Source organism: Planosporangium mesophilum (genome assembly GCF_016863255.1).
Taxonomy (GTDB): Bacteria; Actinomycetota; Actinomycetes; order Mycobacteriales; family Micromonosporaceae; genus Planosporangium; species Planosporangium mesophilum.
The window spans coordinates 13,777-26,283 of the sequence record NZ_BOON01000035.1 but is presented as its reverse complement, the minus strand read 5'-3'; the positions used below and the strand labels follow the sequence as shown (position 1 = coordinate 26,283).

Below are 12,507 nucleotides of genomic sequence, written 5' to 3'. Positions count from 1 at the left end.
TATCCGAGGTCAGCGGTCGCGGCCCGGGCGCGGGGTCATCAGCCCGGCGGCGGTCGGCAACCGGCCGGCGAACTGCCCGGCAGGCGCACCGGAGCGCTGGCCGGGAATCCCGTTCGGGGTCGCGCCCGGGGCCCCGTCCGCGGTCGCGGGGGCGATCACGTCGTCGTCCGCGCGGTCGGTGGAGAACCCGACCGTCGCGTACGCGAGGACGGCGATGACGACGCACGCCAGGATGCTGATCGGCAGCAGCAGTACGAGGGGGCTGACGCCCTCGATCACCGCGGTCTCCGGGGCCAGCCTGACCTGGATCGCCGACATGCCGACGTAGTGCATGCTGCACACCGCGGCACCCATCAGCGCGGCGGCGCCGACCTTGGCGGACGCGGCCCGGATGACGAGCGCGAACCACAGCGCGACGGTGGCCGCGACGACCGCGATCACGATCGACAGGATGACCTTCGTGCGGTCGTACGTGACGACGCCGCCCATGTTCATCGCGGCCATGCCGGTGTAGTGCATGGCGGCGACCCCGAGGCCGGTGATCGGACCACCGATGAGCAGCTTCCACACCCGGGGACGGCCCATGCCGACGATGAACAGGCCGAGGCCGACGATCACCACGGCGAGGACCACGCTCAACACCGTCTTCGGCACGTCGTAACGCACCACCGTGGACGGTACGTCGAAACCGACCATCGCCATGAAGTGCATGAGCCAGATGCCGGTGCCGCCGATGGCGACGGCCGCCAGGGCGAGCCACCGGGCCCGGGCCACACCGCTCACGTCGCGCGCCCGGGCCGCGAGCATGAGGCCGAGCAGCGAACCCATGAACGACATGACGTACGCCAACGTCGGGTTGATCCACCCGAACGCGAAGTGATGAACCTCCGCCACGAAACCCCTTCCGTTGCCAGCGGCCCACGAGGGTGACGCCGGGCGCTCGAGACCAACCTATGTGGTTGAGCCACCTTCGACCTTTTCGGTCCGTCGGCCGCCGCGTACGAACGCGGGACGGTCGTCGCTTCCTGCCCATACAGACGTTTCGGCGGGTGCCCGAGTTCAAATAGGCGCATCAATACCGGCGAATGGGACCCCGCTCACACGTCTCCGGCAGCCTATGGCCGTGCCCCGTCCCCGACAAGAGCGGGTCGATGAGATGGGTTTCCGCCGCCGGCAGATCGGGTAGCCATTGAGGAGAACGAGCCTCCAGGAAGGAGTAGGTATGAGTACGGTCGTCGAATCTGTCGACGTCGCGGTGCCGGTGCGTACCGCCTACAACCAGTGGACACAGTTCGAGCAGTTCCCGCAGTTCATGGAGGGTGTCACCGAGGTACGCCAACTCGACGACACCCGACTGCACTGGGTGATCGACATAGCGGGTGTGCATCGCGAGTTCGACGCGCAGATCACCGAGCAGCACCCGGACGAGCGGGTCGCCTGGACCTCCGTGGACGGACCACGGCACGCGGGCGTCGTCACGTTCCACCGCCTGGACGACAGCCACACGAGAGTCACCGCGCAGATGGAGATCGAGCCGAACGGCTTCGTCGAGCAGGTCGGCGACAAGACGGGCATCGTCGACGCGCGGATCAAGGGCGACATGAAACGGTTCCGGGAGTACATCGAGGCCCGTGAGCGCGAGACGGGCGGCTGGCGCGGCGACGTCGGCCGGCCCGTGCCGTAACGAACGCGTACGGCGAGCGAGGGCCGCACCGGAATGTCCCGGTGCGGCCCTCGCCGTCGTTCACCCCGAAACCTGGGTCAGGTGCAGCGCCGACGGGTGCCGTGCGTCGGCGAACACCTCGACCTCGACGGGCAGCAGCCGGGTCGCCGTGGCGATCGGCTCACCCGTACCCGTGTTCCTGGCGAACCGTGGGTGGGCTCCCCCGCTGACCTGGACCCGGACCCGGTGTCCGGCCTCGAACCGGTGCGCCGCCGGCCACAGGTCGACCCGAACCGGCCGGACGCCGGAGCCGCCTGCCGGGAACCGGCCCGGCGCGACGCGTACCAGCCCGTCGCACACGTTCCACGACCGACCGTCCGGAGTGACGTCGCACAGCCTGACGAACAGGTCGAAGTGTTCCCCGGTGGCGCGGGCGTGAACCGTCGCCGCCACCGACCCCAGAACCGTGACCGGCCGCGACAGCGGCGCGCTGCTGAACGTCAGCACGTCCGGCCGCGCCTCCAGGCCGCGGTTGTCCAGCCGGCCCGCAGCCTGGGCCACCAGGCGCGGGCCCCCCACCGACGGCGTCGGATCGGCCGGGTCGTACCGGAACCGCGCCGGCGCCACATCCGGGGTTGTCGCCGCCCCTGCCGGCCAGGCCCCGAGCCGTCCACCGGGCCACAAGAACCAGTCCCGGGTACGGGCGCCGTCCGGCGGCCAGTCGTCGAGCTCCCACCACCGGTCGACCCCGCCCACGTGTACGCATACCGGGGCGCGGCGTGGTGGCACGTTCCGGTCTCCGGTGTGGGCGCGGAACCAGGCGACCGACTCGGCTACCGAATGGCGGACCAGATCGAAGCTGCCGTGCGTCCACGGCCCGATCGTCAGGTACGGCCGGGCGCCGGCGGCCCGCAGCGCCGCGTAGTCGTCGAGCTGCCACGGCAGGAAGATGTCGTGCCAGCCGCCGACCATCAGGACCTCCGCCGTGACGTCGGCGCGTCGCGTCGCGTGGCCGCGCACGTCCCAGTACTCGGCGCCCGGCCTCGCCAGCCAGGCCCGCAGGAACGCGATCTCCTCGCCGGTGGTGACCAGATCGGCCTCGCTCAGCGGCAGGTGGGCCAGGCCCCGGTGCAGCCTCGGCTGGCCCCGGCGCAGCTCCACGAAGTTGGCCAGGCGCGGGCCGCGCTGCGCGCTCAGCAGCGCGGCCCAGGTGAGCACGGCGTCCAGGGAGAACGCACCACCGGCGTACGTGGAGTCGCGGAAGTCGGCCGTCGTCACGATCGTGGCCATGGCCTTCAGGTCCGGGCCGGCCTCTGCGGCGAGGGCCCACTGCACGAAGCCGACATAGCTCGGGCCGAACGTGCACAGCTCGCCGCTGTACCACGGCCGCCCGCGCAGCCATTCGACGGTGTCGAGGCCGTCGTCGCGCTCGTGGCGCATCGGCTCGAAGACGCCGTCGGAGTCGGCGGTACCCCGGCACGACTGGATCAGTACGTGGAACCCTTGCGCCGCAATGGTTCTGGCCAGTACGCGCGGCTGGAGTCCGCGCCCGTACGGGGTACGGATCAGGACCGTCGGCGCCGCCGGTACGTCCGGCGCGTAGTGGTGGGCCCGCAGGACGACGCCGTCTCGCATCGGCACCTCGACGCTCGGGTGGACGTGTACCCGCCGGGCGCTCGGCGCCGGCAGGCCGAACACCCGCCTGGCGATGCGACTGAGAACGGTCATGGTGCCCCGGCGCCTTCGTCGCCCGCTCGGCCGCCGTGGAGCCGCTAGCCGTCGCGCCAGTCGTCGCTTCGCAGGTGGGAACCGGCCTGCGGACCCATCAGCAGCATGCCGCCGTCGATGACGTAGGAGGAGCCGGTGACGTACGCGGCGGCGGGGCTCGCCAGCATCGCCACCACGGCGGCCACCTCGTTGGCGTCCCCGGGGCGGCCGACCGGTACACCCGGGCGGTCGATCGTGTACGGGTCGACGTCCTCGTTGCCGGTCATCGGGGTGGCGATCTCACCGGGAGCCACGGCGTTCACGGTGATCCCCGAGGCGCCGAGCTCCTGCGCCATCACCTTGGTCAGCAGGCCCAGACCGCCCTTGGCCGCGCAGTAGGCGCCCGACCCGACCCGCGGCGCGTGCTCGTGCACACTGGTGATGTTGACGATGCGCCCGCCGCGCCCGGCGGCCAGCATCCGCCGGGCGGCCCGCTGGGAGCACAGGAAGGGGCCGTCCAGGTCGACCGACAGCACCTGCCGCCACTGCTCGTACGTGGTGTCGACGGCCTTCGCGTTGATGCCCGTACCGGCGCAGTTGACCAGCACTCCGAGGCCGCCGAGGGCGTCGGCCAGCTCGTCCACGATCGCCGCCGCATCCGGCAGCCGGGTCAGGTCGAGCTGGCGGACCTCGCACTTGCGGCCGGCCGCGCGTACCTTCTCGGCGGTGCCGCGGGCGCCGGCCTCATCCGAATGCCAGGTCACCCCGACGTCGAACCCCTCGTTGGCCAGGGCGACAGCGATGGCTTCGCCGATCCCGGAGTCTGAGCCGGTGACCACCGCCACCCGGTCGTAGTCGTCGAATCGCTTGAGCATGGTTGCGGTTTACCCGCCGGTTCGGCCGCGACACGTGGTTGTGCGTGTCGGTGCTTCGTTGGTCGGGGTCTCCGGCACCGGGCGTGCCGGAGACCCGATCAGCGATCTGCCAACAGCCGGCTGACGGCCGCGTCCACGTCGAGGTGCTCGCTCTCGCGGCCCCGCGGGACGGCGATGTACGTGCGGCGCAGGAACCGGACGAGCACGCTGCGCGGCACCTCGAACAGGGCGTTACCGTCGGGCGACGACAGCGCGAGCGCGACGAAGTCCCCCCGCGTGCTGGCCCACGGCCAAACCCGCACGTCACCGATGCCCGCCGGCTCGTCCAGCCCCGTCACCAGGAGCTCGCGGGCGAACGACCAGCCCACCGGCTCGCCCGCGGAGGTCTCTGCGTGGAAGAGCACGTGGACCGCGTACGGGTCCTCGGGGTCGTAGCGCAGGCTCGCCCGTACCGGCAACGCGGTCGCGTCCGGCGCGACCAACCTCAAAGACGTTTCAACCTCGACACTGGTCGGTCGAATCGCACTCATGTCGTACTCCCCCCGGCACCGTGCGAGGCGATCTTGCCTCGCCATTCCCATGGTCAGCCGCTCGTGGTCATTACGTTCAGTCATCCGCTGATCTCACCCAGTAGTGGGATGTGGCAGACCCGTTTAACCCCTGAATTCACTGGAAAGAAGTAGGATGTCCTGTTCGGTTCAGGTTGTCGGACCTGCTCGGCGCCGGGCTTGTTCAGACGTCGACTGCTCTGGTCAACGCTCGGTCGAGGCCGTCGGTAACGGGGACGTTCGTACAAGGAGGGCTGATATGTCGGAGGACGTTCCCGACGAACGGCCATCGGCCGGCATACCTCCTACCAAAGCGCCACTCACCTCAAAGGTCATCCCAATCCGCACCTGGTTCCACACACTGCCGGGCGGGCAGACGCTCTTCAGGACCCTTGTCGGGCTGGTGGGGCTCGTCTTCGTGGTCCTCGGGCTGGTGCTCGTACCGCTCCCCGGACCCGGCTGGCTGATCGTGATCGCCGGCATCGGGGTCTGGGCGATCGAGTTCGTATGGGCCAGGAGCTTGCTGCACCACACCCACGAACGGCTGTTCCAGTGGAACGCCTGGCAACGCCAGCAGCACTGGCTGGTACGGGCCCTCCTGCTGACGGCCTTGTTCGTGATCGTCATGGCGGCGCTGTGGCTCTCGCTCAAGCACGGCTTCGGCATCGACCCGACCGCGCGCCTCGCTCGGCTGTTCATGTCGGCGTAGGTCGCCGGCGGACGTCTGACCGGCTCCGGGGAGGGGGTGCCGACACGTGACCACCCCGGGAATGCGGGCAGCGGGGAGGATCAGGTACAGTCGTACCTCGCCCGGGCGATTAGCTCAGCGGGAGAGCGCTTCGTTCACACCGAAGAGGTCACTGGTTCGATCCCAGTATCGCCCACCCAGGTCAGAGGCCGTTTCCGATGTCGGAGACGGCCTCTTTTCGATCTTGTACAGCAGCGAAGTACAGCAGCGGCTAACCATCCAGGCTCTCCCCCAGCTTCTTCAGCGCCGCCCGGGTCGCCTCCGATGAGACCTGGGTGTAGATCTCCATGGTGATGGAGAACTGGGCGTGCCGCAGGATCGTCATCGCCACCCGGGGATGCACGTCGAGGTCGGCCAGCAGCGTGCCGCAGGTGCGCCGGGCGTCGTGGACGGTGATGTCGCGGACGCCAGCCTTGGCGATGCGCCGGTCGTAGGAACGGTTGAAGTTACGCGGCTCGATCGGCGTGCCGTACCGGGTGGTGAAGACCAGACCGGAGTCCTGCCAGCTATTACCCGCCGTCGCCTTGGCTCGCTGTTGCCGTACCTGGCGGTGCCGCAGCGCGGTGACGCAGATGGCCGGCAGCGGCAGCGTCGCGTCCGAGCCCTCCGTCTTGGTCTCCCGGCGCAGGAGCTTGCGGCGGACCCGTTGCACCTGCCAACCGATCGCCAACTCCGCGCTGTCGAGATCCACGTCGTCCCATGCCAGGCCGAGCACCTCACCTTTGCGCAATCCGAGCACGAGGACCAGGACGTAGGCGGCATAGAACGGGTCATCATCGGCCCGGGCGGACTCCAGGAACCGGCGAGCTTCGTCGCCCGACCACGCCTTACGCTTGCGCGACCGCGCCGTGGGCAGCTTGACCGCCGCAGCAACGTTCTTGGTGATCAGGTCTTCGGTGATCGCGCTGGACAACGCCGATCGCAGGACCGCCCGAATGTCGCTGATGGAACGGCCGGACAACGTGTCCTGACAGCAGCGGCCCAGCGCACAGCACCGCCGTTTGGCAGCGGGCCGGGCGGCGTCCTTGCCCTGCGCGCAGCACTGGCAGGTCTCACGGATCTTGTTCAACCAGGTCTGCACGTCGCGGACCTGAAGCCGGTCCAGTCGCGCCGGACCGAGGCCGGGAATGATGTAGAGCCGGGTGAACGTCTCGTAGGTGGCGTAGGTCAGTGGCGCGACGTTGGGCCGGACAACCTCCTCAAGCCAGCCGGTCACGTACTCCCCCAGCCTGGGCACCTTGGTCGCGACTGGCCCGGCTTTCGCCTGTGCGTGAAGCTTGATCCACTTGTCGTGGACGTCCTCGCGGGTCTTGCCGTAGACGTATTTGCGGGTCCGCTTGCCGTCCGGTTTCGTCACCCAGACGTAAGCGGCGAAGCCGCTGCGGTAGGGGAAGATCGAGCCCTCACCGTTGGCGCGGGTCCTTTTTGCGGTCATCAGGCCGCCTCCTGCTGCTGAGCGCGGCGCTGTACGTACTCGTCGACCCACTCGGGCAGGATGCGCCGGTACTTGCCGTCCTTGATGGACCGGAGTTCACCGGTAGCGATCAGCATCTTGACTTTGGATGGGCCATAGCCAAGCAGGGCCGCGACCTGCTTGGGTGAATACCACTTGGGTGTGAGCTGCACGGGTGTGCTGCTCATGGATGCGTTCTCCTCTCGGTTGTCTGCTCAGGCGGCTACCGGCAGGACGCCGACGGCCAGGGCGGTGCCGATTTCGTGATCGATCTCTTCGCGTCCGGTGGCATGTCGGGCGCGGGCGAGAGCGGCGACGGTGTTGGCGAGCAGGGCGTCGCCGAAGGTGTGCCAGCCGACACCGGCGAAGGTGAGGGTGCCGACGACGAGGGTGGTGTCCTCGGCGGTGTGGTCATCGGCGTGAGCCCAGTCGTCAGGGCCGTGGAGATGTTCGGTGCGCCGGTAGGCGGTGCGGGCCTCGCGCAGGAGCCCGAAAGTGGTCGAGTAGCGGCGGGCCTTGGTGAGGAAGTGGCCGCCGAAGCCGAGCATGTGTGCCCAGCGGCGGAGCCCGGCGTAGGGGTTGTCCATCTCCGGTTTTGACACGTACGTGTCAACCGGGGCGGAGGCCGGGCAGTGCGGACAGACCGCGAGGCGGGTGGTGTTCCCACAGGTCGGACACGTCCACTGCGATCGTAGGGCGGTGGCCGACCGGGCGGGACGGGGCCGGTCCGCGAGCGGTTGCGGGGTGTGGGTGGGACGGCCGAGACGCCAGCAGGCGTCGAGCAGGCGGGCGGTGTGGTCGCCGTCGGCGTCGGCGTGGTCATCAATGGTGTCGGGGGTGAGGCGGGCGGAGCGGTGGCCGGTGGCTTCGGTGGATTTGGTGGCGTACTTGGCCAGGTAGGCAGCGGCCATGAGGTCGGTGACCTCTCCCTCGCCGCGCATGGTGATGTGCTTGACCAGGAATTGGTCACCCCAGGCGATACGCCAGCCCTCGAGATTGTCGGGGTGCGGTGGGGTGGTGAACGCGGCCTGGGCGGCGGCGGTGTGGATGGCGTCGTCGAGGTCGTCGGCGGTGATGCCGTCGGGTGCGGGAACGATGGCGTCCGGGTCGTCGGGGTCGACGCCGTCAAGGCGCACCAGGGCGTGGAAGTGGACCGCGCCGCGGGCCTGAAATTCGGCGACTTTGCCATGGGATACCCGCACCGGCGGCACTTCGCGGAGGTTGCCGGTGGCAGTGCGCACGATGACCGGTGAGATACCGCGTTTGGTGGCGAGGCGGGCGAGGTGGCGTTCGATGGCCTGCTTGGTGCGCCGCCACAGTTCACCGGCGTGGTAGTTCCACACGACCTGGTGGTCGTGGTCGTAGCAGTCCAGGCAGAGTGGCTTGCCGAGCCGGGGATCGTTCTCTTCGTGGCGGGCGAAGCAGACCGTCGGCTGGCCGTGTTCGCACCGGCCGGGGCTGTCGCGGCGGACGTGGCAGGGCTCGGCGCGACAGTCGCAGCGGCGCCGGCCAGTACAGGTGTGCTTGCGCACGACCCGGGTGTGGACGGTGCCGAACGAGGGCGCGGTAAAGGTCGGGAACACCGCGTCGTGGGTCGCCACCGATTCCGGGACGCCCTTGCCGCCGACCAGACCAGCGCGGATGAGCTGGAAGGCGTCACGGCGGTAGGTCTCGGCGCAGGATGGGCAGACGGTGTGGCGGCGGTTGCCGCAGGCCTTGTAGAGGACGCCGTCGGGCAGGGTTGCGGTGTCGACGCGGGCCAGCCGGGCGCCGGTGGCCTTGTCGTGGGTGTCGATGGTGCCGGTCAGGCGGATGGGGCGGGTGCAGCCGGCGGCGGGCCGGACGTGGTCGAGCCAGCGGTCGTAGTCGCCCGCTCGGGTGCGCAGGATGACCTGTCCGACCAGGCTGGTGCGGTCGATGGGGGTCTCGGCGTTCGAGACCGCGCCCCAGACCGGGGTGGCCTGGGGCGCGGTGTCCAGCGTCGAGGCGGTCACGCCGACTCCTCGGCAGGAACAGGCGCGAGGTGCGCGGGTCCTTGGTAGCCGAGGTCGTGAGTGGTGACCTTGGTGATGGTGATGATGGTGCGGCAGTTGGCGCACTGCTGGTCGTAGGCGTTGTAATCGCCGCAGCGGATGGTGACGCCGTTGTCGAAGGTCTTCGGCGTGAGGCAGTCCCGGCCAGGGGTGACGTGGACGATCCGGCGGCGGGTGTCGACCGGGTGGGGTTCGGGGTTGGCGGGGCAGGTGTGGACGAGGTGGAAGACCTCGATGGCGTAGATGGTCATGCGTCACCGCCGAGGACCGGGTGGCCGTTGACCCGCGCCGGGGTAGCCGGGGCGGCGGGTTGGCCGAGGGCGGTCAGGAGTTGCCCGGCAACCTGCGGGGTGAGGCTCATGCGGGCGGCGAGCTCGTCGGCGGTGATGGCCCGGCCGGTGGCCTGCTCGTGCTGGGCGAGCGCGAACCTGGCGCCGGGAATCAGATGGGCCGGGGCCTCCAGCCGGGAGGTGGAGTCGACCGACGCGGGTTCAGCCGTCAGGGTGGCCGGACCGGGTTCGGGCACGACGAACGTGGCGTGGTCGTGCGGTTGGGTGGTGGGGTGCCAATCGGACGGTCCGGCGTCGACGGCTTCGGGGGCAGGTTCGGCGGGTTCGCTGACCGGCGAGGTGGGCCGGGACAGAACGAGTTTGACCAGGGCCAGGAACCCGAGGGCGGGGACGGCGGAGATGATCCAGCCGGAGATGCCGGGTTTGGCTTCGGCGAACTGGCCGGTCAATGACAGGGCAACCGCGCCGAGGATGAGAGCGATTGGGTAGGCGCCGGCTTTGCCATAGCGGCGGTGACGGCGGCGGGCTTCCAAGCCAGCAGCGAGGGGGATGAGTTCGCTGACCATGGCGTTGGCCCAGCCGAACCAGTCCCCGGTGCCGGGTGGGCTGTTGTGCATGGTCCAGTCGTGGACGTGGCGGAAGCTCGCGGCGCCGGCCATGGCGGCGACGCCGAGCATGATGGCGACCTGGACGTAGCCCTCGGCCTTATCGGCCGTGGTCGGTGTGGCGGGGGTGGGGAGCCCACCGTGGTGGGCTCCCGTCTTGATGGTGGTGGAGGCGGTCATGACCGGTCGCCTCCGGCCGGGTGACGTAGCGGCACGACAGTGACCAGGCCGTGGCAGGTGCCGCAGAAGTACGGCCTCAGGTGGTGTTCGGCGAATGCCTCGATCAGGTAGCTGTTGTCATAGCTGAGCTGGCCTTCGTCGTAGTCGAAGAAACCGGCAGCGAACCGGCCGATGCCATGGCAGCCGGGGCAGGCGTCCCGGCAGTAGGGGCAGGTGCGGTAGGCCGGGCCGAGGACACCGTGGGAAACCGGCATCCAGCCGTCGATGCAGTAGCCGCAGCCGGATTGGCCGAGATAGGTGTCGAGCAGATCCAGGCACAGGTTGCAGCACCACACCTCGATGGCGTGGTGCGGATTGTCCGGGTCGGCGGTGGTCACGAGGTGCCCGGTGACCGGGTCGCGGTCGTCGACGTAGTTGCTGCAGCCGAGGCGACCGCAGCGTTGCAGGTGGTTGATGGTGTCTTCGCACCAGGCGCACGGCTTCGCGGGCCAGGTGCACACATGACGGATGGTCATCGGGTACCTCCCGGGATGCAGTCGAGGCATTCGCCGGTACGGCGGGGGATGTAGTAGCCCTTGACCTGACGGCAGGTCGGGCAGGTGCGCCGGGCCAGCAGTGCCTTGGCGATGGCGACCTGTTGAGCCGGGGTGGCGCTGCGCTTGGCCTTGGCCCCGGCGATCGGGTACAGGTAGGCGACGCGGCGCTGCTTCTTGTGCCGCCACAGGATCTGGGCGGCGATGGGCTGGCCGGCCGGGCGCAGTCCGGCGGCGCGTAGCTGGCGGCGGGTGGCCAGGTCGGTGGGCGCCCACCGGTACGGGAACGTGGGTAGCCCGTGGCGGTCGCCGTCGGGGTCGTAGAACTCGATGAACCGGCCGAGTGCGACGAGGGTGTCGAGGTAGGCGTTACGCATCCCGGTCACCGCCCCAGCGCTGTTGGGCGGCCTGCTTGCTGACGCCGAGCCGGTCGGCGATCTCGGACCAGGAGTAGCCGAATGCCCGTAGGCCCTTGACGGCGTTGAGGAGAGCGGCATCGAGGTCGGCGGACAGGCCGACCAGATCCCGCAGGGCTTCGACGTCGCCGGATGCGACGCGGCGGGCGTGCGCGGCGATGGCGCGGCGGATGAAGGCGGCGTACTCGTCGTTCTCGACGGCGCGCCGTCGGCGGTTGGACGTCAAGGCGGTCTTGACGGTGGAGGGGTTCATGCCGGATCCCCCTCGTCGTCGGTGTCGGCGGCGAAGCGGGTCTCGCACAGGCCGCACAGGATGGGACCGGCTTCGTAGACCGCGCGGGAGACGCGGATCTTGCGGGCGCAGGCGCATTCGGCGGAGACGCCGTTGTTGTTGTTCGTGCGCGTCTTGGTGGCGATGACTTCGGCGTGCCGGTAGGCGCCGAGCGCGGTGGTGAGCTGGTCGAGTTCGCCCGTGTAGTGCTGCGCGGTTTCCTGGCGCAGGGTGCAGGGCGACCAGCCGAGCTTGGCGTCCTTGGAAGGGGTCAGGCCGAGTTCCTGGGCGTGGGCGGCGAAGTGCTTGTTGTGCCAGCGGCCCTGGCGGGAGGTGTCTTCGATGCCGCGGGCGTCGGCCAGGCCGTGGGCGGCCTCGTGCAGCAGGGTGGTCAGGATCTCGGCGGGGGTACGGGACAGCCCCTCCCCCGACACGAGGACCTCGGGCAGCCGGTTGTCGCCGTGCTGCCAGCGGGAGGTGGCGAAGTGGCCCCACTTCAGGTTCTGGCTGGCCCGGGCCGGGGAGCCGGAGGCGACCACCAGCACGGCGGCGGGGACCTCGGGGTGCCGGGTGCGGATGGCGGCCCAGCACTGTTCGAGCGCGGCGAGCAGTCGCGCGGTGGTGAAGTCCTGGGACGGACTTTGACACGTACGTGTCACATCGGTGGTGGTGGTCATGCCGCACCGCCGTGGGTGGTGTAGTCCCAGTGGTCGGCGGCGTCGCGGAGGACGGTCACGACCTGCCCGATGGTGATGGCGCGGTCGTTCCAGTCGGTGACGACGAAGTTCTCGACCCCGTGGGCGACGTGGGGTCCGGCCAGTCGTTGGGCGAGAACGCGGATGGCGTCGAAGACCTGCGCGCGCGGCGGCTCGTCCGCCAGGTCGTCGAGGTCGGTGGCGTCGTCGACGGGGGTGCCGAAGCAGACGACGCGGATGGCGCCGACGGCGCAGGCGGCCGGCATCCGGTGCAGGCCGTTGAGGTAGTCATAGAAGGCGCCCCGGGTCCAGCCGTGGCGTTCGAGGTAGAGCGCGGCGTCGCGCAGCACCTGGGCCGGGGTGTCGGCCCCGGCCGTGGTGGGCGGATTGTGGGTAGGGTGCATGGTGTCCACGTCCCTTCGTGGGTTGTCGGATGGTTCGGGGTCGGTCTGCTGCCAGGCGATGAGCCGGCCCCGAGCGCTTTCTTGGG

General features: G+C 69.9%; 15 protein-coding genes, 1 tRNA gene and 1 pseudogene. 3 read left to right on the top strand and 14 right to left on the bottom strand.

The annotated features are described in order from the left end of the window. Positions 1 to 9 precede the first annotated feature (9 nt). Positions 10 to 894 (bottom strand): MHYT domain-containing protein, encoded by an 885-nt coding sequence (locus Pme01_RS19345; RefSeq protein WP_168116623.1) that lies wholly within the window; start codon positions 892 to 894, stop codon positions 10 to 12. 328 nt (positions 895 to 1,222) lie between these two features. On the opposite strand from Pme01_RS19345, the gene Pme01_RS19340 reads away from it, so the two are divergent. Then, on the top strand, positions 1,223 to 1,684 hold the full coding sequence (locus Pme01_RS19340) for an SRPBCC family protein (RefSeq protein WP_168116622.1): 462 nt from the start codon (positions 1,223 to 1,225) through the stop codon (positions 1,682 to 1,684). A gap of 60 nt (positions 1,685 to 1,744) precedes the next feature. Here the strand turns inward: Pme01_RS19340 and Pme01_RS19335 are convergent, their stop codons facing one another. The 3 genes from Pme01_RS19335 to Pme01_RS19325 all read right to left on the bottom strand — a co-directional run bounded on the left by Pme01_RS19335 (position 1,745) and on the right by Pme01_RS19325 (position 4,775). Beyond that, complete coding sequence (locus tag Pme01_RS19335) at positions 1,745 to 3,391, bottom strand: CocE/NonD family hydrolase (protein WP_168116621.1); 1,647 nt, start codon at positions 3,389 to 3,391, stop codon at positions 1,745 to 1,747. Positions 3,392 to 3,435: 44 nt separating this feature from the next. Then, positions 3,436 to 4,245 carry an SDR family oxidoreductase gene (locus Pme01_RS19330; protein ID WP_168116620.1) on the bottom strand — a complete coding sequence of 270 codons (810 nt, stop codon included), beginning with the start codon at positions 4,243 to 4,245 and terminating at the stop codon, positions 3,436 to 3,438. Positions 4,246 to 4,343: 98 nt separating this feature from the next. Further along, positions 4,344 to 4,775: an SsgA family sporulation/cell division regulator gene (locus Pme01_RS19325; RefSeq protein ID WP_168116619.1), complete on the bottom strand. Its 432-nt coding sequence runs from the start codon at positions 4,773 to 4,775 to the stop codon at positions 4,344 to 4,346. A 451-nt stretch (positions 4,776 to 5,226) separates the two neighbouring features. On the opposite strand from Pme01_RS19325, the pseudogene Pme01_RS31815 reads away from it, so the two are divergent. Together Pme01_RS31815 and Pme01_RS19315 are read left to right on the top strand one after the other, a co-directional pair. After that, a pseudogene (locus Pme01_RS31815) lies at positions 5,227 to 5,502 on the top strand (PGPGW domain-containing protein); the annotation flags it as partial. A 103-nt stretch (positions 5,503 to 5,605) separates the two neighbouring features. Further along, a tRNA-Val gene (locus Pme01_RS19315) sits at positions 5,606 to 5,677 on the top strand. A gap of 75 nt (positions 5,678 to 5,752) precedes the next feature. Here the strand turns inward: Pme01_RS19315 and Pme01_RS19310 are convergent. From Pme01_RS19310 to Pme01_RS19265, 10 genes are read right to left on the bottom strand one after another with little or no spacing between them, the layout of a single operon-like run. Beyond that, entirely contained in the window at positions 5,753 to 6,976 is a 1,224-nt protein-coding gene (locus Pme01_RS19310; RefSeq protein WP_168116617.1) for a tyrosine-type recombinase/integrase, read from the bottom strand. Then, complete coding sequence (locus Pme01_RS19305) at positions 6,976 to 7,182, bottom strand: helix-turn-helix domain-containing protein (protein WP_168116616.1); 207 nt, start codon at positions 7,180 to 7,182, stop codon at positions 6,976 to 6,978. The genes Pme01_RS19310 and Pme01_RS19305 overlap by 1 nt, the downstream gene beginning before the upstream one ends. 27 nt (positions 7,183 to 7,209) lie before the next feature. Then, complete coding sequence (locus Pme01_RS19300) at positions 7,210 to 8,988, bottom strand: replication initiator (protein WP_168116615.1); 1,779 nt, start codon at positions 8,986 to 8,988, stop codon at positions 7,210 to 7,212. Beyond that, positions 8,985 to 9,278, bottom strand: a complete 294-nt coding sequence (locus tag Pme01_RS19295; RefSeq protein WP_168116614.1) for a hypothetical protein — start codon at positions 9,276 to 9,278, stop codon at positions 8,985 to 8,987. The genes Pme01_RS19300 and Pme01_RS19295 overlap by 4 nt, the downstream gene beginning before the upstream one ends. After that, complete coding sequence (locus Pme01_RS19290; protein WP_203935737.1) at positions 9,275 to 10,102, bottom strand: hypothetical protein; 828 nt, start codon at positions 10,100 to 10,102, stop codon at positions 9,275 to 9,277. Before Pme01_RS19290 ends, Pme01_RS19295 begins: the two co-directional genes overlap by 4 nt. Beyond that, complete coding sequence (locus Pme01_RS19285) at positions 10,099 to 10,617, bottom strand: hypothetical protein (RefSeq protein ID WP_168116613.1); 519 nt, start codon at positions 10,615 to 10,617, stop codon at positions 10,099 to 10,101. Before Pme01_RS19285 ends, Pme01_RS19290 begins: the two co-directional genes overlap by 4 nt. Next, positions 10,614 to 11,012: an RRQRL motif-containing zinc-binding protein gene (locus Pme01_RS19280; protein ID WP_168116612.1), complete on the bottom strand. Its 399-nt coding sequence runs from the start codon at positions 11,010 to 11,012 to the stop codon at positions 10,614 to 10,616. The genes Pme01_RS19285 and Pme01_RS19280 overlap by 4 nt, the downstream gene beginning before the upstream one ends. After that, entirely contained in the window at positions 11,005 to 11,304 is a 300-nt protein-coding gene (locus Pme01_RS19275; protein ID WP_168116611.1) for a hypothetical protein, read from the bottom strand. The genes Pme01_RS19280 and Pme01_RS19275 overlap by 8 nt, the downstream gene beginning before the upstream one ends. Then, entirely contained in the window at positions 11,301 to 11,999 is a 699-nt protein-coding gene (locus tag Pme01_RS19270; protein ID WP_168116610.1) for a hypothetical protein, read from the bottom strand. Before Pme01_RS19270 ends, Pme01_RS19275 begins: the two co-directional genes overlap by 4 nt. Continuing rightward, complete coding sequence (locus tag Pme01_RS19265) at positions 11,996 to 12,421, bottom strand: DUF6197 family protein (RefSeq protein WP_168116609.1); 426 nt, start codon at positions 12,419 to 12,421, stop codon at positions 11,996 to 11,998. The genes Pme01_RS19270 and Pme01_RS19265 overlap by 4 nt, the downstream gene beginning before the upstream one ends. Positions 12,422 to 12,507: the final 86 nt, after the last annotated feature.

Coding starts and splice junctions, on each gene's coding strand:
- Pme01_RS19270 (WP_168116610.1), bottom strand. CDS start 11,999: ATGACCACCACCACCGATGTGACACGTACGTGTCAAAGTCCGTCCCAG.
- Pme01_RS19265 (WP_168116609.1), bottom strand. CDS start 12,421: ATGCACCCTACCCACAATCCGCCCACCACGGCCGGGGCCGACACCCCG.
- Pme01_RS19285 (WP_168116613.1), bottom strand. CDS start 10,617: ATGACCATCCGTCATGTGTGCACCTGGCCCGCGAAGCCGTGCGCCTGG.
- Pme01_RS19295 (WP_168116614.1), bottom strand. CDS start 9,278: ATGACCATCTACGCCATCGAGGTCTTCCACCTCGTCCACACCTGCCCC.
- Pme01_RS19340 (WP_168116622.1), top strand. CDS start 1,223: ATGAGTACGGTCGTCGAATCTGTCGACGTCGCGGTGCCGGTGCGTACC.
- Pme01_RS19280 (WP_168116612.1), bottom strand. CDS start 11,012: ATGCGTAACGCCTACCTCGACACCCTCGTCGCACTCGGCCGGTTCATC.
- Pme01_RS19305 (WP_168116616.1), bottom strand. CDS start 7,182: ATGAGCAGCACACCCGTGCAGCTCACACCCAAGTGGTATTCACCCAAG.
- Pme01_RS19275 (WP_168116611.1), bottom strand. CDS start 11,304: ATGAACCCCTCCACCGTCAAGACCGCCTTGACGTCCAACCGCCGACGG.
- Pme01_RS19325 (WP_168116619.1), bottom strand. CDS start 4,775: ATGAGTGCGATTCGACCGACCAGTGTCGAGGTTGAAACGTCTTTGAGG.
- Pme01_RS19310 (WP_168116617.1), bottom strand. CDS start 6,976: ATGACCGCAAAAAGGACCCGCGCCAACGGTGAGGGCTCGATCTTCCCC.
- Pme01_RS19330 (WP_168116620.1), bottom strand. CDS start 4,245: ATGCTCAAGCGATTCGACGACTACGACCGGGTGGCGGTGGTCACCGGC.
- Pme01_RS19335 (WP_168116621.1), bottom strand. CDS start 3,391: ATGACCGTTCTCAGTCGCATCGCCAGGCGGGTGTTCGGCCTGCCGGCG.
- Pme01_RS19290 (WP_203935737.1), bottom strand. CDS start 10,102: ATGACCGCCTCCACCACCATCAAGACGGGAGCCCACCACGGTGGGCTC.